Origin of the sequence: Klebsiella sp. C283 (genome assembly GCF_048822555.1) — a bacterium.
Lineage (GTDB): Bacteria > Pseudomonadota > Gammaproteobacteria > Enterobacterales > Enterobacteriaceae > Klebsiella > Klebsiella quasipneumoniae.
In genome coordinates, this window is record NZ_JBMEZS010000010.1 from 203115 (window position 1) to 220548 (window position 17434).

Genomic DNA, 17434 nt, shown 5'->3' on the forward strand with positions numbered 1-17434 from the left:
CTATTTCACGGGAACAAACTGCTCACCCTGCCAAAGCGCAACCCGCCCTTTTTTATCCGCCGTGTCCACGCGCGTAAAACGGCGTGATTTACCCGGCATCAGGTAGTAGTTTTCCTTACACTCCTTACCCTCGGCGGCCTTCAGGCAAGGGCCGTAGGCGAGGATCCGCAGCGTCGCGTTCCCGGTGTTGGTCAGGGAGCCGTTGGCGTACTGAAAGCGGTAGTTCACCTGCCGGGGCGCCACCACCAGGATGGTGCCGATGCGGGCGGAAGCGGTGGCCACCGCGCTGCGGGTGGCGTTATCGCGCTGGGCATCGCTGAGCGCCTGGTCGAACCAGACAATGCGGTAGTAGCGCTCTTTGTCATCCGCCGGGCCTTTGTAGAAGAAGCGGATCACATCGCTGGCCTGGGCGGGTAGCAGCAGGCTGGCGGGAGTGAGCAGCACCTCATCCGGTTTATCCATCGGGATAACCTGTCCGTCATCCAGCGGGGAAGAGAGCCGTTCGAGATGGATATTGATCAGCCGGCCGCTGTCGGTGCTGTTCTTGATCGTTTTGCTCAGCGTGCTGCTGCCGCTGTTCATAAAAGATGAGATATCGCCGACATCCAGCGCCTGTGCCGGCGACACTCCGGCTAGCAGCAGCCCGAGGGCCAGAAGGTGCTTTTTCATAACAATTCCGTCCGTGAAAAAAGCAGGGGGAGCCCCCCCTGCTGGTGCATCAGAAGGATCAGCTGGTCCAGGTGGCGTCGAACTGTACGCTAACGTCGCCGCTCCAGATCCCTTCCGGCAGGGTGCTGTAATCGGTCACGGCGGTGGTGCCGTCAGTGGTGCCGCTGATGATAGAGAAGGTGAAACCATCCTGCGCGGTGGTGCGGCCGCTGGCGTTGTAGCCATTAGCCAGCGCGCTGAGGTTGCCGCCCAGAATGTTGTTGGCGGTATCGATCATCACGGTATCACCGGTTTTTTCCACCGCTGCGCCGTTATAATCCACGCCCACGCTCAGCGTGGAGCCGGAGGTATCCAGCTGGGTTAAGGTGTTGGTGATAAGACGCGAGGTCAGCTTAAAGGCGGTCGCCGTTGCGTCACCCTCAATTGCCACGTCAAACAGACCTTTCTGTGAGTTAAAACCTTTCACGCCTTCGGCATACTGGAACGCCAGGCTACCGAGCGGGGTGACGACCAGTTTGCTGGTGGTGTCTTTTTTGGCGGTCGCAGACCAGGTCGCTACAGCCTGAGCCGTTACGTCAGCAGCCTGCGCCACACCCATACCGGTAAACGCCGTTACCAGAGCTATTGCCAGAACCTTTTTTTTCATCGCTTTTTCTTCCTGAGTTGAATTAAGGACATGATGTCCCGGTGAACCATTCAAAAATTAACTTGCCTGGGTGTTACTGAACTAACTTATATATTTTGGAATACAGCTTGGCCTCAGCATTGCGCCGATGGGTATACACTGTCTTCACGCTACAATTTTCAATTCTGGCGATCGATTTCGGCTGCATGCCCTGGGCGGTCATGCGGATAATTTTCATTTCCCGGTCTGTGATTTTATCTTTCTTAATATCTTTACGGAGAAACCTGCCATTAATCACATAGGCCAGCTCTTTTCGAATATCGCGACTCAGGCCAACATATACCACGCCGCGAATATCGCTATTGTAATACCAGTAATTCGCTAAGGCCTCTGACTTTCTGGCCGCAATTAATACGACCTGTTTCCCCTTTACCGCGGATAGCCATTCGCTGTCGCGCCTGATAAACTCGTTTAACGAAGCCGTATTGAGATTGATAAACACGAAATCTCTTCTGATTTTCTCTAGCGACAGATAAATTAATTCGTCGATATCAACAATCAGTTCGGATAATCCTTTATAGAAGTAGGAGTCATGGGCAGACCAAATATACTTATCGGAACAGCTTTTATATTCCATATAGTTTTTAACCTCATAGTCCTTGAAGTAATCATTTTTACAACGTCACTGCTTGCCAGGCCTATAAAGTTAACTGGCGTATTCCATTCCTTTAATAAATCGCCATTAAATAAGACACGAATTACCTATCAATATTGGATAAGCGGGGTTGAGCTATAATTATTTTCTGCTTGGCGTTGAATTTAAGTTTTTTCCTATAGAGTGTCAACATGCGGAAAGGCAATGAATTTCGCGCCCAGGTCAATATTTACAAAAACTGAAAATATCGTTTTTTTGAGGGAAGAAAAAAGACATTTATTTTCATAAGGTTATTGGCAATATTACCGTCGATTCTTAGCTGAATTTTATATTACCCAGGATCTTCACCCTATTATGTTAGGAATATTCTTAATGGAGGGTAGAGTGAAGCTGTCGAATAGACCAAGTTTATTAAAAAATAAAGAATATAAATCCAAAAACTAGCAATAACCAGGATGATTCACCAACACATAAGACTCATGAATAGATTAACCTGCCGCACAAAATAGTTATGTATATGTTAATACCTGCGGAATGTTGAATGCTAAACAAAGGCAGACGCATTATCTATTCGATATAACAGTTCTTATCAGCAAGATTAAACGAAGATTGACGAGGATTCTGGCCGTCAAGGGGCGCCAGTCTCCGCGCCCCCGAAAGCATAGCCGCTTTTCGGCGCTTCGCCAGCGCGCCACGCGCGCGCGGGTGGACCGCTCACCGCCGCCCTTTCCCGCCTGTTCACGGTTTGTTCGCAATACCGTCATCGAAATTTCACATAAAGACCTATTAATAGTGGCCAGTTAATGACGAACCTGGACACTCTTATGAACAGCTCTCTTGCCGCGGTGGCCGAAACTGATTTCCAGCCGTTCACCGATCTCAATGCCGGCCGGCAGCGGAAGGTCTTAAGCGTGCGCAACCTGAGTAAAGCCTACGAGGCTCAGCACAAGGTGCTGGACAGCATCAGCTTTGACCTGCACGCCGGTGAAATGGTCGGGGTTATTGGCCGTTCCGGCGCCGGTAAATCGACGCTCCTGCATGTTCTCAATGGCACCCACAGCGCCAGCGGCGGCGAAATTCTTAGCTACCCGGAAGTCGGTACCCCGCACGATGTCTCCCGGCTGAAAGGCCGCGCGCTCAACGCCTGGCGCAGCCACTGCGGGATGATCTTCCAGGACTTCTGCCTGGTGCCGCGCCTCGACGTACTCACCAACGTTCTGCTGGGCCGCCTCAGCCAGACTTCAACCCTGAAATCGCTGTTTAAAATCTTTCCCGCAGCCGACCGGGCGCGCGCCATTGCGCTGCTTGAATGGATGAACATGCTGCCGCACGCGCTGCAGCGGGCGGAGAACCTCTCCGGCGGGCAGATGCAGCGGGTGGCGATCTGCCGGGCGCTGATGCAAAACCCCGGGATCTTGCTGGCCGACGAGCCTGTCGCCTCGCTGGATCCGAAAAACACTCAGCGCATCATGGATGTGCTGCGCGAGATTAGCGAGCAGGGCATCAGCGTGATGGTCAACCTGCATTCGGTGGAGCTGGTCAGGACCTACTGCACCCGGGTTATCGGCGTCGCCAACGGACAGCTTATTTTTGACGATCACCCCTCCCGGCTGACGCAGGATGTACTGCAGCAGCTGTACGGCGATGACGTTAGCCAATTGCATTAATTTCACTCACACGGGCAAGATAATGAAAAAATATATGACTGGCGCAGTTCGTTTATCCGCAATGGTCGCAGGCATGATGATGGCATGGCAGGCAGCGGCGGCGCAGCCGAAAGAGCTGAATCTGGGCATTCTCGGCGGCCAGAACGCCACCCAGCAAATCGGCGATAACCAGTGCGTGAAGACCTTCCTCGATAAAGAGCTGAACGTGGATACCAAACTGCGTAACTCTTCCGACTATTCCGGGGTGATTCAGGGTCTGCTGGGGGGTAAAGTCGACTTGGTGCTGAGCATGTCCCCCTCCTCTTACGCCTCGGTTTATCTCAATAACCCGAAAGCGGTGGATATCGTCGGCATCGCCGTGGACGACAAAGATCAGTCTCGCGGCTATCACTCGGTGGTGATTGTCAAAGCCGACTCCCCGTATAAAACGCTGGACGATTTAAAAGGCAAAGCCTTTGGCTTCGCCGACCCGGATTCCACTTCCGGGTATCTGATCCCTAACCATGCGTTTAAAGAAAAATTTGGCGGCAACGCCGACAACAAATACAACAACACCTTCTCCAGCGTCACCTTCTCCGGTGGCCACGAGCAGGACATCCTCGGCGTGCTGAATGGCCAGTTCGCGGGGGCGGTGACCTGGGCCTCGATGGTTGGCGATTACAACACCGGCTACACCACGGGCGCGTTCAACCGCCTGATTCGCATGGATCATCCGGATCTGATGAAGCAGATCCGCATTATCTGGCAATCGCCGCTGATCCCGAACGGCCCGATCCTGGTGAGCAATGCGCTGCCGGCGGACTTTAAGGCAAAGGTCGTGGCGGCGGTGAAAAAACTGGATACTGAGGATCACGCCTGCTTTATCAAAGCGATGGGCGGTACTCAGCACATCGGCCCGGGCAGCGTGGCTGACTTCCAGCAGATTATTGATATGAAACGCGAGCTGGTGAGCGCGCGTTAATCCTGCCTCAACGCCGCCGGCTTGCCCGGAGGTGAGCGGCGGCGCTACGTTGAAGATCCCCGACGCATGAAGACGACCCACATCGAATTTGAACGCTATTACCAGCAGGTACGCTCGCGGCAAAAGCGCGATGCCGTCTGCTGGTCGCTGCTGTTGCTGGCGCTTTATTTTGCCGCCGGCAGCGCCGCGGAATTTAATCTGCTGACTATCTGGCACTCGCTGCCCCACTTCCTGGACTATATGGCAGAGACCATTCCGCCCCTGAGCGCCGGCAACCTGTTCGCCGACGTGCAGACCAAAGGGTCGCTGGCCTGGTGGGGCTATCGCCTGCCGATCCAGCTGCCGCTGATCTGGGAAACTCTGCAACTGGCGCTGGCCTCAACCCTGGTGGCCGTCGCCATTGCCACGGTTTTCGCGTTTCTTGCCGCCAATAACGCCTGGTCCCCGGCGCCGGTGCGCTTTGCCATTCGCGTGCTGGTAGCGTTTTTGCGCACCATGCCCGAGCTGGCGTGGGCGGTGATCTTTGTGATGGCGTTCGGCATCGGCGCGATCCCGGGCTTTCTGGCGCTCATGCTGCATACCGTCGGCAGTCTGACCAAACTGTTCTACGAGGCGGTGGAAAGCGCGCAAAACAAACCGGTACGCGGCCTGGCGGCCTGCGGCGCATCGCCGCTGCAGAAAATTCGCTTCGCCCTGTGGCCGCAGGTGAAGCCGCTGTTTCTCTCCTACGGCTTTATGCGGCTTGAAATCAACTTCCGCTCGTCGACCATTCTCGGGCTGGTGGGCGCGGGCGGCATCGGCCAGGAGCTGATGACCAACATCAAGCTCGACCGCTACGATCAGGTGAGCATCACCCTGCTGCTGATCATTCTGGTGGTGTCGGCGCTGGACATGCTGTCCGGTCGTCTGCGCCTGTGGGTACTGGAGGGTAAGAAATGAGCGTCTGGCACATGCAACCGGATATCGCCGCCAGCCGTCGGCAGCATAAACAGCTCTATCAGGTCCAGGGGCGCTACCTGCGCTACGTCGGGCTGGTGGCGCTGGCCTGCGTGCTCTATTACGTCTGGTTTTTTCTGCAGTTCGGCATCAGCGGCGAACAGCTGACCACCGGCCTGCAGCAGATTGGCCGCTATCTGGCGCGGATGTTCGTCTGGCACGACTTCTGGAACTGGCCGTTTGGCTATTACTTCACGCAAATCGGCATTACCCTGGCTATCGTCTTCGCCGGGACGCTCACCGCCACGGTGCTGGCGCTGCTGCTCTCCTTCTTCGCCGCCCGCAACATCATGCGCGGCATGGTGCTGGGGACCCTCGCCCTGCTGATGCGCCGCCTGTTTGATGTGCTGCGCGGGATCGACATGGCTATCTGGGGGCTGATTTTCGTGCGCGCGGTAGGCCTCGGGCCGCTGGCCGGGGTGCTGGCGATCATCATGCAGGACACCGGTCTGCTGGGACGGCTGTACGCGGAAGGACACGAAGCCGTGGACCGCTCCCCCGGGCGCGGGCTGACCGCCGTGGGCGCGAACGGCCTGCAAAAGCATCGTTTTGGCATTTTTACCCAGTCGTTCCCGACCTTCCTCGCGCTGAGCCTGTACCAGATTGAATCCAACACCCGCTCCGCGGCGGTGCTGGGCTTCGTCGGCGCCGGCGGTATCGGGCTTATCTATGCCGAGAATATGCGCCTGTGGAACTGGGATGTGGTGATGTTTATCACGCTGCTGCTGGTGGCGGTGGTGATGATCATGGACACCCTCTCCGCCTGGCTGCGCCGTCGCTATATCGGCGGCGCCGTAGTGCCGCTGTATCAGGAGGAACGCTAGCGCGCCTTTGTGCCGGGTGGCGGCTGCGCCTTACCCGGCCTACTCGTCCGGCACTGACTGTCTGTAGGCCCGGCAAGCAACTGCGCCGCCGGGCGAGCGTTGATTACCTCCCACACAACCCTGTTGCACGGTTAGTTTGTCGGGTGGCGGCTCACGCCTTACCCGGCCTGGAGGGTTCGTGCGACCTGTCTTTGATTTACCCACTTGCGCCACTGAAACTGCCGGTGCTGACGGCCTCAAAATCGCTGAGACGTTCCCGGAAGGCCGGGGCAGCCCGCATGGATGCGGGCTGAGGGCCGTGTTTTGCACGGACGCTGCCTCGGCCCGACCCGAAGCCTGCAGGGATAAGTCGAAGGTACCGCGTAGCGGCGATTTTGCTGGCCGGAGCCCGGGGGTACAGGGGGCGGCGGCGACTGGCCGCCCCCTGTGCGCTCCCTGCGCCATAAGGGACATAGCGCAGAAGACTAACCGGGAGCGCAAACTACGCTGAAGCCACAGATAACATAAACAACCACACGGCAGTGCTTCCCCTCTCCAGGAAACAGTCCGGCTGGCGTTCAGGCCCGCGCAAGCGTAGCGCCGCCGGGCGAGACGTCAGGCGCGGTACCCGTGATGTTGCCGGGTGGCGGCTGCGCCTTACCCGGCCTACAAGTTCCTCTCACAGGCTCACCCCCCGTAGGCCCGCGCAAGCGTAGCGCCGCCGGGCAACGACCGCCGGCACGAAGCCGCCGTTATGCCGGATGGCGGCTGCGCCTTACCCGGCCTGGAGGGTTCGTGCGACCTGTCGTTGATTCACCCACTTGTGCGACTGAAACTGCCGGTACTGACGGCCTCAAAATCGCTGAGACGTTCCCGGAAGGCCGGGGCAGCCCGCATGGATGCGGGCTGAGGGCCGTGTTTTGCACGGACGCTGCCTCGGCCCGACCCGAAGCCTGCAGGGATAAGTCGAAGGCACCACGCAGTGGCGATTTCGCTGGCCGGAGCCCGGGGGTACAGGGGGCGGCGGCGACTGGCCGCCCCCTGTGCGCTCCCTGCGCCATAAGAGACATAGCGCAGAAGACTAACCGGGAGCGCAAACTACGCTGAAGCCACAGATAACATAAACAACCACACGGCAGTGCTTCCCCTCTCCAGGAAAGAGTCCGGCTGGCGTTCAGGCCCGCGCAAGCGTAGCGCCGCCGGGCGAGACGTCAGGCGCGGTACCCGTGATGTTGCCGGGTGGCGGCTGCGCCTTACCCGGCCTACAAGTTCCTCTCACAGGCTCACCCCCCGTAGGCCCGCGCAAGCGCAGCGCCGCCGGGCAACGACCGCCGGCACGAAGCCGCCTTTATGCCGGATGGCGGCTCACGCCTTGCCCGGCCGACAACGACTGAACCCGCAGAAACATTTATCCGTTCCGCTATTCCAGCCGCCAGCTCAGCACCGGCCAGCCATATCCGGCACCGGCCGCCTGCAGCTGCGGACAGGGATTGACCAGCCGCACGCGATCCGCATGCAGGCACAGCGGCAGATCGTTAATGGAATCGGTGTAAAAAGTCACCTCGCCGTCATACTGCGGATGCGCCTCGCGCCACTGCGCCAGACGCGCCACCTTCCCTTGCTGATAGCTGGGGATCCCGGCAATCTCCCCGCTGTAGCCGCCGTCGACCATCGCCACGTCAATGCCCAGCGCCTGCTCAATCTCCAGCGCGGCGGCCACCGCCTGCACCAGCAGGCTAACCGAGGCGGAGATAATCAGCATCTGCTCCCCCTCGGCCCGCAGACGACGAATCAGTTCCCACGCCTGGGGATAGACCCGGGGCAGGATCGCCTCGCGCACGCAGCGGGCCACCAGCGCGTCTACGTCCGATTTCGGTATTCCGGCCAGCGGCGCCTGGATCAGGGCCACATAATCGGCGATATTCATCTCTCCCCGGTCATAATCCGCCATCAGCCGCGCCTCGCGGGCAAGATACCCCTTCTGCGTCGCCAGCCCTTCGCGAACCATAAACTGGCTCCAGATCGTACTGCTATCGCCCTGTATCAGGGTGTTATCGAGATCGAAAATCGTCAGCGTGTTGCCCATGGTACCTTCCCTTACTGGTCAAAATAAGCTGCCGGGAGCATGCGTAAAAAAGATGACAGGAAAATGAACCGGACGCCACCGCGCCCGGCTCGCCGTCAGCCGGCGCGGACCTTGCCGGTGCGGAACACCAGCACGATCCCGCCGACGATCGCCACCATACCGACCATCGCCGCCGCCGGCAGCCGATTGCCCAGCAGCAGATAATCCAGCAGCGCCGTGATCGCTGGCACCAGATAAAAGAGGCTGGTGACATTGACGATATTCCCCGCGCTCAGCAGACGGTACAGCAGCAGTTGGGCGACCACCGAAATCAGCAGCCCGAGAAACAGCACCGGAATAATCAACCCGACGTTAACGGTAAACCGGAAGCCGCTGACCGGGGCGATCAACAGGCACAGCCCCAGACTAACGGCATACTGAAGCGGCAGGACATCCGCCGGCGACTGGCGGCTGCGCTTTTGCCACAGCGCGCCAAAGGTCATCAGCAGCAGAGCCGCCAGCGCAAACAGGATCCCTGTCATCGCCATCGGCGACATCGCCAGGCTGCGCCACACCAGCAGCACCAGCCCCGCCAGGGCAATCAGCAGCCCCAACAGCCGCCGCCCCTGCAGGCGGCGCTCCACCACGCAGAGCGTAAGGATGGGCTGGATCCCCATGATGGTGGCGATAAGCCCCGGCGTCACGCCGTTGGCCATCGCCTCGAAGTAACAGACCGAATAGCCGCCAATCAGCATCAGGCCGGTGGCCGCTGTCTGCAGGCGAGTGCCCGGCGCGGGCAGCCAGCGTCGACGGGCGATGACCAGCGGCGCCAGCGCGACCAGGGCAACCAGAAAACGAAAGACCAGCAGCGCCATCGGCGAGGCGTTGTCCAGTCCCCAGCGGGTAAAAATGGCCGCGCTGCCCCACAGCAGCACAAAGGTGGCCGTTGTCGCCTGCGAGGCGAGCAGAGAATAGCGAACGTGCATAGCATGCTCCCGAACGTCAAACACAAGGTATCAAGCGTCATACCGGCAGGTAAGCGCCTGGAAAGACGGCGTTAAGCGCCGAAAACAACCCGGTCTGGAGGGGGAGGCGGTGGGCAGAGCGTGGCGAAGCAATAATGAGGCGCAGACGTCATCCACCCCGCGTCGAAAGCGGCGCCGGGTAAAGTCTCGGTGGCGATGGCGTTATGCGTCATGGAATGCCTCGTGAGATGTTGATGACAGAATCCTGGCACAGGCTGTTGCGAAGTGACAACTGCCCTTTATGGCTGATCCATCCCATCGTTGTTTATTTTTAATCGTAAATAAACGTAAAGGCGGCATCAGGTTATTTAGCCGTTCTTTTTAATCGGCTATAAAACAAAGCAGTCTGCTTGCTACTTCGAAAATAACGATATGAAGCCAAAACTGAAGCATGCTCTCTTGTTAATTCCTTTTTTGTTGTTGGCAGGATGCTCCTCCTCACCGAAACAGGCAAAACACACAAAATCTCATGCGGATATGACCATTGACGGCGGATCGGACGATCTGATCCCGGTGGTGGCGGCCCTGCATGACCAGATGCACACTTGGCAGGGAACCCCCTATGAATGGGGCGGGACTGAACAAAGCGGCGTCGACTGCTCGGGTTTCGTCTGGCGCACGCTGAAGGATCGCTTTAACCTGCCGATGGAGCGGATCACCACCCGTGAGCTGTTGCACATGGGCGTGCGGGTCAATAAGCGCGATTTACGTCCCGGCGATCTGGTTTTCTTCCGCACCCGGGCCGGGATGCACGTTGGCTTTTACGATACCGATCATAATTTCCTTCACGCCTCGAGCAGCCAGGGCGTGATGCGCTCTTCGCTGGACAACCCTTACTGGGAGTCGGCGTTCTATCAGGCGCGCCGTCTGCCGAAGGAGTATAACGCGCAGATCACCATGAACAGCGACACCCTGCATCTGGCGAAGAACCGCCGCTAAAAAAAAGCCGCAGCCTGGGCTGCGGCGGGTGGTTCTGAAGTTGATCAGAACTGGTAGGTCATGCCCAGCGCGACGATGTCGTCATCGTTGATGCCGAGTTTGTTATCGCTTTTCAGCTGGTTGATTTTGTAATCCACGAAGGCGTTCATGTTTTTGTTGAAGTAGTAGGTCAGGCCCACGTCAATGTAGTTAACCAGATCTTCGCTCCCCACCCCTTCGATATCCTTCCCTTTCGACAGCACATAGCCGAGGGACGGACGCAGACCGAAGTCGAACTGATACTGCGCCACCGCTTCAAAGTTCTGCGCTTTGTTGGCAAAGCCGCCGCTGATCGGGGTCATCTTGCGGGTTTCAGAGTACATGGTCGCCAGATAGATGTTGTTGGCGTCATATTTCAGGCCGGTCGCCCAGGCTTCCGCTTTCGAACCCTGGCCGCGGGCCAGCAGGTTCTGATCGTTGGTACGGTCGGAGCTGGTGTAGGCCGCGCTGACGGCGAAGTCGCTGCCGCCGAAGTCATAGCTTAACGAGGTGCCGACGCCGTCGCCGTTCTGTTTCTTCGCTTCACGACCTTCGTTTTTACCCTGGTACTGCAGGGTCATATCCAGGCCATCCACCAGACCGAAGAAGTCGGTGTTGCGGTAGGTCGCCAGACCGCTGGCGCGCTTGGTCATAAAGTTATCGGTCTGAGCAGAGGAATCGCCGCCGAATTCCGGGAACATATCGGTCCAGGCTTCCACGTCGTACAGGGCGCCAAGGTTACGACCGTAGTCGAAGGAGCCGTAGTTCTTCAGCTTCAGCCCGGCAAACGCCAGACGAGTCTTCTGGCTGGAGTCGCTCTCGGTTTTGTTACCGGAGAATTCAGATTCCCAACGGCCATAGCCGGTCAGGTCTTCGTTAATCTGCGTTTCGCCTTTAATACCGAAACGCACGTAGGTCTGATCGCCATCCTTGCTGTCATAGTCGCTGAAGTAATGCATGGCTTTGATCTTGCCGTACACATCCAGCTTGTTCGCGTTCTTATTATAAACTTCCGCTGCCTGCGTCGCCGTCGAAGCCACAAAGCCCATCATCATTAATGCCAGAGTACTCTTTTTCATTATTCAGTCCTGGTGATTTATTTATACGCGCTATTCAATTGCGGGCGCTCGCCCATCAAAAACAGGAGGTTTTTTAACGCCGTGAGATTAAATATTTATGACAAGGTGGAACTTTTTATAAAAAAGCGTATTTAAATGTATCTGACATATTTTTGTCATACTCCCTCTCCAGAATGCCCGATCCCGCGCAATAAAATGGCGCGCCCGCCGCCCCGGGTGTTGGCAAGCGGGCCGACTCCTGCTACAACATCAGCTCGATATCGATATTCCTTTTGAACGGCAGAGAATCATGAGTGAAAGCCAGACGCTGGTGGTAAAACTGGGCACCAGTGTTTTAACAGGCGGGTCCCGTCGCCTGAACCGCGCCCATATCGTCGAGCTCGTGCGCCAGTGCGCACAGCTGCACGCCATGGGACACCGTATTGTCATCGTGACCTCCGGGGCCATTGCCGCCGGGCGCGAGCACCTTGGTTACCCGGAACTGCCCGCCACCATCGCCTCCAAGCAGCTGCTGGCGGCGGTGGGACAAAGCCGTCTGATCCAGCTGTGGGAACAGCTGTTTTCTATCTATGGCATTCACGTTGGCCAGATGCTGCTGACCCGCGCCGACATGGAAGACAGAGAACGGTTCCTCAACGCCCGCGACACCCTGCGCGCCCTGCTGGATAACAGCATCGTCCCGGTCATTAACGAAAATGACGCCGTCGCCACCGCGGAAATCAAAGTGGGCGATAACGACAATCTCTCCGCGCTGGCCGCGATCCTCGCCGGGGCGGATAAGCTGCTGCTGTTAACCGACCAGCCTGGCCTGTTCACCGCCGACCCGCGCAGCAACCCGCAGGCGGAGCTGATTAAAGACGTCTACGGCATCGACGACGCGCTGCGCGCCATCGCCGGCGACAGCGTCTCCGGACTCGGCACCGGCGGCATGGGAACCAAGCTGCAGGCCGCGGACGTCGCCTGCCGCGCGGGGATTGATACTATTATCGCCGCCGGCAACCGCCCGGACGTCATCGGCCACGCGATGGAAGGCCTGCCGGTAGGCACCTGCTTCCACGCGCAGGAGTCTCCGCTGGAGAACCGTAAGCGCTGGATCTTCGGCGCGCCGCCGGCCGGTGAACTCACGGTCGATGCGGGCGCGACCCAGGCAATCCTCGAACGAGGCAGCTCGCTGCTGCCAAAAGGCATCAAAATCGTCAGCGGCAACTTCTCCCGCGGCGAAGTGATCCGCATCCGCAATAGCGAAGGACGCGATATCGCGCACGGCGTCAGCCGCTACAACAGCGACGCGCTGCGCCTTATCGCCGGCCAGCACTCGCAGCAAATCGATGCCATTCTGGGCTACGAATACGGCCCGGTGGCCGTCCACCGCGATGATATGATCATCCGTTAAGGAGCTGAAAATGCTGGAACAAATGGGTATTGCCGCCAAAGCGGCCTCCTGGCAGCTGGCGTTACTCTCCAGCCGGGAAAAGAACCAGGTACTGGAAAAGATCGCCGATTATCTGGAAGCGCAGACCGACGATATTCTGCGCGCCAACGCGGAAGATTTAGCGGAAGCTCGCGCCAATGGTCTGAGTGAAGCGATGCTCGATCGCCTTGCGCTGACCCCGGCGCGTCTGAGCGGCATCGCCTGCGATGTGCGCCAGGTGTGCAATCTGGCCGACCCGGTCGGCCAGGTGATCGACGGCGGGCTGCTGGACAGCGGTCTGCGTATTGAACGTCGCCGCGTCCCGCTGGGGGTGATTGGCGTGATATATGAAGCGCGTCCCAACGTGACGGTCGACGTCGCCTCCCTGTGCCTGAAAACCGGCAACGCAGCGATCCTGCGCGGCGGGAAAGAGACCTGGCGCACCAACGCCGCCACGGTGAAGGTGATCCAGCAGGCGCTGCAGGAGTGCGGTCTGCCGGCCGCCGCGGTACAGGCTATCGAGAGCCCGGATCGCGCGCTGGTGGGGGAAATGCTGAAGATGGATAAATACATCGATATGCTGATCCCCCGCGGCGGCGCGGGCCTGCACAAGCTGTGCCGCGAACAGTCAACGATCCCGGTGATCACCGGCGGGATTGGCGTGTGCCATATCTTCGTTGATGAAACCGCCGAGATCGCCCCTGCGCTGAAGGTCATCGTCAACGCCAAGACCCAGCGGCCGAGCACCTGCAATACCGTGGAAACGCTGCTGGTACACCGCAACATCGCCGACACCTTCCTGCCGGCGTTAAGCAAGCAGATGGCCGAGAGCGGCGTCACCCTGCACGCCGCCCCCTCCGCCCTGCCCGCGCTGCAAAACGGCCCGGCGAAGGTCGAGCCGGTGAAAGCGGAGCAGTATGACGACGAGTATCTGTCGCTGGATCTGAACGTCAAAGTCGTGGCCGATATGGATGAGGCTATCGCCCATATCCGCGAGCATGGCACCCAGCACTCCGACGCCATCCTGACCCGCACCCTGCGTAACGCCAACCGCTTTATCAATGAAGTGGACTCTTCCGCGGTCTATGTGAACGCCTCCACGCGCTTCACCGACGGCGGCCAGTTCGGCCTCGGCGCGGAGGTGGCGGTCAGCACCCAGAAGCTGCACGCCCGCGGCCCGATGGGACTGGAAGCGTTAACCACCTATAAGTGGATTGGTTTCGGCGACGATACCATTCGTGCGTAAATGAGAACGGGCGATGCAAAAATAGGCAGTTGATTCCACTGACTATTGACGCATCGCCCGCTAAGTTCTAACCTTTTGCCTCGTGATTCACGCTCGTGAACAACTCTTGCAGGGCCGATATAGCTCAGTTGGTAGAGCAGCGCATTCGTAATGCGAAGGTCGTAGGTTCGACTCCTATTATCGGCACCATCTTTTCTAATAAAATCATCTGGTTACCGTTGCATTGTTTTGCTTTTTTAACACGAATGTGCATTTTTGCGCGTTGTGCGTGTGGCAAAATTGTGGCATATACAGTGAAATTGTTTGTGGCTCAATGCAAAGGTATGCTAACAGCACGTGTTACCTTTTAGCTCCCGCCTATCTTGCCTTTTGAGCAATATTTCTACTTCTTGTTACGGACGTTGTCAGGCCTGCACGGTTAGGTTGAAAGGATGTTACTACAACAACATACACAGGCATTCAAACGCGTTTAGTCGTCCATTTGGGAATTTGCATTGACTTGGCTACCCATTCGCATTTTACTTGGACATCTCTAACAAAAATGCAACCAATACCCAGTTAAACTGGAAGGTAGCTTTGAGCGAACTGCGGACATTGCTAACAACGTTCTGTGTAACAGCGGGGCACAGCTCGCGAAATGTTTAATAATTCACCAGTTCTGGCATAGTGCAAATACAACGTAATTCATGCAAGGATGACATACATGTTGAACCTTATCGTGGTCGGTAATCCCGATTATTACAGTTTCTTCTCTGACAGTAAGGGTGAAGAGTCTTTTCCAGTTTCCCGGCTTTTTGAATCCACCCCTGACTCACTCAGAAAGAAACTGCTCCCCCTGACCAGCAAAACCTATCAGTTTCTTCAGGAACTGCCGGTCATCTTTATGACAGAGCCGGAGTTTGAAGTTGATGAGGAAGGCAATACAGGCGGTTATTACAGTCACATCCGCATTGGGAGAATAAGTAACATCAGAGCAAAAACTATAAACCGGGAAAAAGTTCTCGCTTTTAACTATGACTTAACCGATATTATCGGCAAAAAATTCTTAACCAGTGAAAAAGAATACGTGATGAAGCTGGAACTGGGCAGCTTCGGACTGAACAGAAATTTCTGGGCAGTCAAAGATATAGACGTTAAAGAATTTTTCGAAATATTAGGTATCAGTGTAAAAGCCCCTGAAGCTTCCGCTGCGGTTAAAACCGAAGCACCTGACAATAATGAAGACCTTGAGGTAATTTCGGATATCAATGAATATCTGGAAATCATACTGAATCATCCTCAGGAAAATAATGAAGAGGTGTTTTACCGGGGTCACTCCGACATCAGCTATCAGTTAGAACCTTCGCTGTTCCGCAAGAATACGCAGGGCAACTATCGCTACCGATATCACGAGTCGGATATGATTACCGAGCTGCTGACGGTTCAACCTGCCGAGTTCAGAGATGACCGCTATATGCTGGATAAGCTTGTACGCATGCAACATTACGGCTTACCCACCCGCCTGCTTGACGTCTCAACTAACCCGCTCATCGCACTCTATTTCGCGTGTTCCAAAATCAAACGAGATAAAGATGGAAATGAAATTGATGGCAACGTCATTATATTGACGGCACCCAAAAGTGAAATTAAGTTTTTCGACTCCGATACTGTAAGTTGTATAGCCAATCTTTCCCGGCTTCCATCACGTATCAAAAGCAACCTGAATACCAGCTTGGCGACTCAGGCATTTAATGCCACCGAAGAGTGCGGGCAGTTGCTTCATCTGATCCGTGATGAGAAGTCCTATTTCAAAAACATTATCGATCCGGCACATCTGAGTAAAATCGTTCTAAATAGCTGCGCGGAATAGTAGATCACTTTGAGGGAACTCAGCCCGAATTGTGCGATCTGATCAATCGCTGAATATCCCAAATCACCAACCGGACTGAGCGATGCCGATCATAGCACCAATTCCCCGTGACGAACGACGCCTGATGCAGAAAGCTATCCATAAAACGCGTGATAAAAATTATGCCCGCAGACTGACCGCCATGCTGATGTTGCACCGGGGCGAGCGCGTCAGTCATGTGGCCAGAACACTCTGCTGTGCCCGCTCATCGATTGGTCGCTGGATTAACTGGTTCACTCTGTCTGGTGCTGAAGGCCTGAAGTCATTACCGTCAGGACGTGGCAGGCGCTGGCCGTTCGAACATATTTGCGCATTGCTGCGTGAGCTTGTGAAGCATTCTCCCGGCGATTTCGGTTATCAGCGTTCCCGCTGGAGTACCGAACTGCTGGCGATAAAAATCCGTGATGTCACCGGTTGTCCACTACATGCCTCAACCATCCGGAGATGGTTACCTGCTGCCGGGCTGGTATGGCGCAGAGCAGCGCCGACACTGCGTATCCGTGACCCACACAAAGAAGAAAAAATGGTCGCTATCCATGAAGCACTGGCGAAATGCAGTGCGGAAAATCCCGTGTTTTACGAAGATGAAGTGGATATTCATCTCAACCCGAAAATCGGTGCTGACTGGCAGTTACGCGGGCAGCAAAAACGTGTTGTCACACCGGGCCAGAATGAAAAGTACTATCTTGCCGGTGCGCTGCACAGCGGTACGGGAAAAGTCAGCTACGTAGGTGGAAACAGTAAAGGTTCATGTTTATTTATCAGACTGTTAAAACATCTTAAGGCGACATACCGGCGGGCAAAAACGATTACGCTCATTGTCGATAACTACATTATCCACAAAAGCCGTGAAACGTTGCGCTGGCTGAAAGCAAACCAGAAGTTCAGGGTCATTTATCAGCCGGTTTACTCGCCATGGGTCAATCATGTCGAACGGTTGTGGCAGGCGCTTCATGAGACAATAACCCGAAATCACCAGTGCCGTTCAATGTGGCAACTGTTGAAAAAGGTTCATCACTTTATGGATACCGTCAGCCCATTCCCCGGTGGAAAACACGGGCTGGCTAAAGTGTAGCGGTATTAGGATCAGTTATTTAGTTAAAGGGCGGTTCAGCAACGCCCGCATTTCGTCTCAGGCTGGAGCGTTCCTCTTATTTGGCGAAAACGTGGACCTGCCAGAAACGGGGCTAAGTACGCTGAACGTCAGAAAACTGGTGATTAGAAACAAGGAACGCCTGATGCAGCAGCTCAGCCGCTTCGGCATCAACGAAAGCACGGTTTATCCGGGTATAGAGAAAGCTGCAACGGAAATCGCCAAACTCTACGATGGTCGGAGCTGATAACAGATAGGCATACGGTGCCACTGTATGCTTTCCCTGTGCTATCT

At 56.4% G+C, this 17434-nt stretch carries 15 protein-coding genes and 1 tRNA gene; 10 read left to right on the forward strand and 6 right to left on the reverse strand.

Going from position 1 to position 17434, the window contains the following annotated elements; all coding sequences use genetic code 11:
* The 3 genes from ACOI7Z_RS20415 to ecpR all read right to left on the reverse strand — a co-directional run bounded on the left by ACOI7Z_RS20415 (nucleotide 1) and on the right by ecpR (nucleotide 1931).
* Nucleotides 1-669 (reverse strand): hypothetical protein, encoded by a 669-nt coding sequence (locus tag ACOI7Z_RS20415; RefSeq protein WP_023288546.1) that lies wholly within the window; start codon nucleotides 667-669, stop codon nucleotides 1-3.
* Between the two features lie 58 nt (nucleotides 670-727).
* Nucleotides 728-1315: a common pilus major fimbrillin subunit EcpA gene (gene ecpA / locus ACOI7Z_RS20420; protein WP_023288545.1), complete on the reverse strand. Its 588-nt coding sequence runs from the start codon at nucleotides 1313-1315 to the stop codon at nucleotides 728-730.
* Between the two features lie 73 nt (nucleotides 1316-1388).
* Nucleotides 1389-1931, reverse strand: a complete 543-nt coding sequence (gene ecpR, locus ACOI7Z_RS20425; RefSeq protein ID WP_023288544.1) for an ECP biosynthesis operon DNA-binding transcriptional regulator EcpR — start codon at nucleotides 1929-1931, stop codon at nucleotides 1389-1391.
* An 842-nt stretch (nucleotides 1932-2773) separates the two neighbouring features.
* Between ecpR and phnC the strand changes: the two genes are divergently transcribed.
* The 4 genes from phnC (at nucleotide 2774) to phnE (ACOI7Z_RS20445) (ending at nucleotide 6397) form a co-directional block, all read left to right on the forward strand.
* Nucleotides 2774-3616 carry a phosphonate ABC transporter ATP-binding protein gene (gene phnC, locus ACOI7Z_RS20430; RefSeq protein ID WP_064158649.1) on the forward strand — a complete coding sequence of 281 codons (843 nt, stop codon included), beginning with the start codon at nucleotides 2774-2776 and terminating at the stop codon, nucleotides 3614-3616.
* 22 nt (nucleotides 3617-3638) lie between these two features.
* On the forward strand, nucleotides 3639-4577 hold the full coding sequence (gene phnD / locus ACOI7Z_RS20435; RefSeq protein ID WP_087849693.1) for a phosphonate ABC transporter substrate-binding protein: 939 nt from the start codon (nucleotides 3639-3641) through the stop codon (nucleotides 4575-4577).
* Between the two features lie 66 nt (nucleotides 4578-4643).
* Complete coding sequence (phnE, locus tag ACOI7Z_RS20440; RefSeq protein ID WP_023288541.1) at nucleotides 4644-5516, forward strand: phosphonate ABC transporter, permease protein PhnE; 873 nt, start codon at nucleotides 4644-4646, stop codon at nucleotides 5514-5516.
* Nucleotides 5513-6397 carry a phosphonate ABC transporter, permease protein PhnE gene (gene phnE, locus ACOI7Z_RS20445; protein ID WP_086076573.1) on the forward strand — a complete coding sequence of 295 codons (885 nt, stop codon included), beginning with the start codon at nucleotides 5513-5515 and terminating at the stop codon, nucleotides 6395-6397. The genes phnE (ACOI7Z_RS20440) and phnE (ACOI7Z_RS20445) overlap by 4 nt, the downstream gene beginning before the upstream one ends.
* Before the next feature lie 1399 nt (nucleotides 6398-7796).
* On the opposite strand, the gene ACOI7Z_RS20450 is transcribed toward phnE (ACOI7Z_RS20445), so the two are convergent.
* A complete protein-coding gene (locus ACOI7Z_RS20450; RefSeq protein ID WP_023288539.1) occupies nucleotides 7797-8462 on the reverse strand; it encodes an HAD family hydrolase in 666 nt (221 codons plus the stop codon).
* 95 nt (nucleotides 8463-8557) lie between these two features.
* Nucleotides 8558-9427 carry a DMT family transporter gene (locus ACOI7Z_RS20455; protein WP_087849690.1) on the reverse strand — a complete coding sequence of 290 codons (870 nt, stop codon included), beginning with the start codon at nucleotides 9425-9427 and terminating at the stop codon, nucleotides 8558-8560.
* 411 nt (nucleotides 9428-9838) lie between these two features.
* Between ACOI7Z_RS20455 and ACOI7Z_RS20460 the strand changes: the two genes are divergently transcribed.
* Nucleotides 9839-10405 (forward strand): C40 family peptidase, encoded by a 567-nt coding sequence (locus ACOI7Z_RS20460; protein WP_044521172.1) that lies wholly within the window; start codon nucleotides 9839-9841, stop codon nucleotides 10403-10405.
* Nucleotides 10406-10449: 44 nt separating this feature from the next.
* On the opposite strand, the gene phoE is transcribed toward ACOI7Z_RS20460, so the two are convergent.
* Nucleotides 10450-11502 carry a phosphoporin PhoE gene (phoE, locus tag ACOI7Z_RS20465; RefSeq protein WP_023288537.1) on the reverse strand — a complete coding sequence of 351 codons (1053 nt, stop codon included), beginning with the start codon at nucleotides 11500-11502 and terminating at the stop codon, nucleotides 10450-10452.
* A gap of 289 nt (nucleotides 11503-11791) precedes the next feature.
* Between phoE and proB the strand changes: the two genes are divergently transcribed.
* The 5 genes from proB to ACOI7Z_RS20490 all read left to right on the forward strand — a co-directional run bounded on the left by proB (nucleotide 11792) and on the right by ACOI7Z_RS20490 (nucleotide 17122).
* On the forward strand, nucleotides 11792-12895 hold the full coding sequence (proB, locus tag ACOI7Z_RS20470) for a glutamate 5-kinase (protein WP_008805306.1): 1104 nt from the start codon (nucleotides 11792-11794) through the stop codon (nucleotides 12893-12895).
* A gap of 10 nt (nucleotides 12896-12905) precedes the next feature.
* Nucleotides 12906-14159, forward strand: coding sequence for a glutamate-5-semialdehyde dehydrogenase (gene proA / locus ACOI7Z_RS20475; RefSeq protein ID WP_087849689.1), 1254 nt, complete (start codon nucleotides 12906-12908; stop codon nucleotides 14157-14159).
* A gap of 113 nt (nucleotides 14160-14272) precedes the next feature.
* Nucleotides 14273-14348, forward strand: a tRNA-Thr gene (locus ACOI7Z_RS20480).
* Between the two features lie 514 nt (nucleotides 14349-14862).
* The gene (locus tag ACOI7Z_RS20485) at nucleotides 14863-16008 is read left to right on the forward strand and encodes an FRG domain-containing protein (protein WP_240513461.1); all 1146 of its coding nucleotides are present in this window, start codon (nucleotides 14863-14865) and stop codon (nucleotides 16006-16008) included.
* An 82-nt stretch (nucleotides 16009-16090) separates the two neighbouring features.
* Nucleotides 16091-17122 carry an IS630-like element ISSpu2 family transposase gene (locus ACOI7Z_RS20490; RefSeq protein ID WP_087849808.1) on the forward strand — a complete coding sequence of 344 codons (1032 nt, stop codon included), beginning with the start codon at nucleotides 16091-16093 and terminating at the stop codon, nucleotides 17120-17122.
* Nucleotides 17123-17434 lie beyond the last annotated feature (312 nt).

Excerpts from the sequence above, each read along its gene's own strand:
- ACOI7Z_RS20415 (WP_023288546.1), bottom strand. The coding sequence starts at position 669 with ATGAAAAAGCACCTTCTGGCCCTCGGGCTGCTGCTAGCCGGAGTGTCG.
- ecpA (WP_023288545.1), bottom strand. The coding sequence starts at position 1,315 with ATGAAAAAAAAGGTTCTGGCAATAGCTCTGGTAACGGCGTTTACCGGT.
- ecpR (WP_023288544.1), bottom strand. The coding sequence starts at position 1,931 with ATGGAATATAAAAGCTGTTCCGATAAGTATATTTGGTCTGCCCATGAC.
- phnC (WP_064158649.1), top strand. The coding sequence starts at position 2,774 with ATGAACAGCTCTCTTGCCGCGGTGGCCGAAACTGATTTCCAGCCGTTC.
- phnD (WP_087849693.1), top strand. The coding sequence starts at position 3,639 with ATGAAAAAATATATGACTGGCGCAGTTCGTTTATCCGCAATGGTCGCA.
- phnE (WP_023288541.1), top strand. The coding sequence starts at position 4,644 with ATGAAGACGACCCACATCGAATTTGAACGCTATTACCAGCAGGTACGC.
- phnE (WP_086076573.1), top strand. The coding sequence starts at position 5,513 with ATGAGCGTCTGGCACATGCAACCGGATATCGCCGCCAGCCGTCGGCAG.
- ACOI7Z_RS20450 (WP_023288539.1), bottom strand. The coding sequence starts at position 8,462 with ATGGGCAACACGCTGACGATTTTCGATCTCGATAACACCCTGATACAG.
- ACOI7Z_RS20455 (WP_087849690.1), bottom strand. The coding sequence starts at position 9,427 with ATGCACGTTCGCTATTCTCTGCTCGCCTCGCAGGCGACAACGGCCACC.
- ACOI7Z_RS20460 (WP_044521172.1), top strand. The coding sequence starts at position 9,839 with ATGAAGCCAAAACTGAAGCATGCTCTCTTGTTAATTCCTTTTTTGTTG.
- phoE (WP_023288537.1), bottom strand. The coding sequence starts at position 11,502 with ATGAAAAAGAGTACTCTGGCATTAATGATGATGGGCTTTGTGGCTTCG.
- proB (WP_008805306.1), top strand. The coding sequence starts at position 11,792 with ATGAGTGAAAGCCAGACGCTGGTGGTAAAACTGGGCACCAGTGTTTTA.
- proA (WP_087849689.1), top strand. The coding sequence starts at position 12,906 with ATGCTGGAACAAATGGGTATTGCCGCCAAAGCGGCCTCCTGGCAGCTG.
- ACOI7Z_RS20485 (WP_240513461.1), top strand. The coding sequence starts at position 14,863 with ATGTTGAACCTTATCGTGGTCGGTAATCCCGATTATTACAGTTTCTTC.
- ACOI7Z_RS20490 (WP_087849808.1), top strand. The coding sequence starts at position 16,091 with ATGCCGATCATAGCACCAATTCCCCGTGACGAACGACGCCTGATGCAG.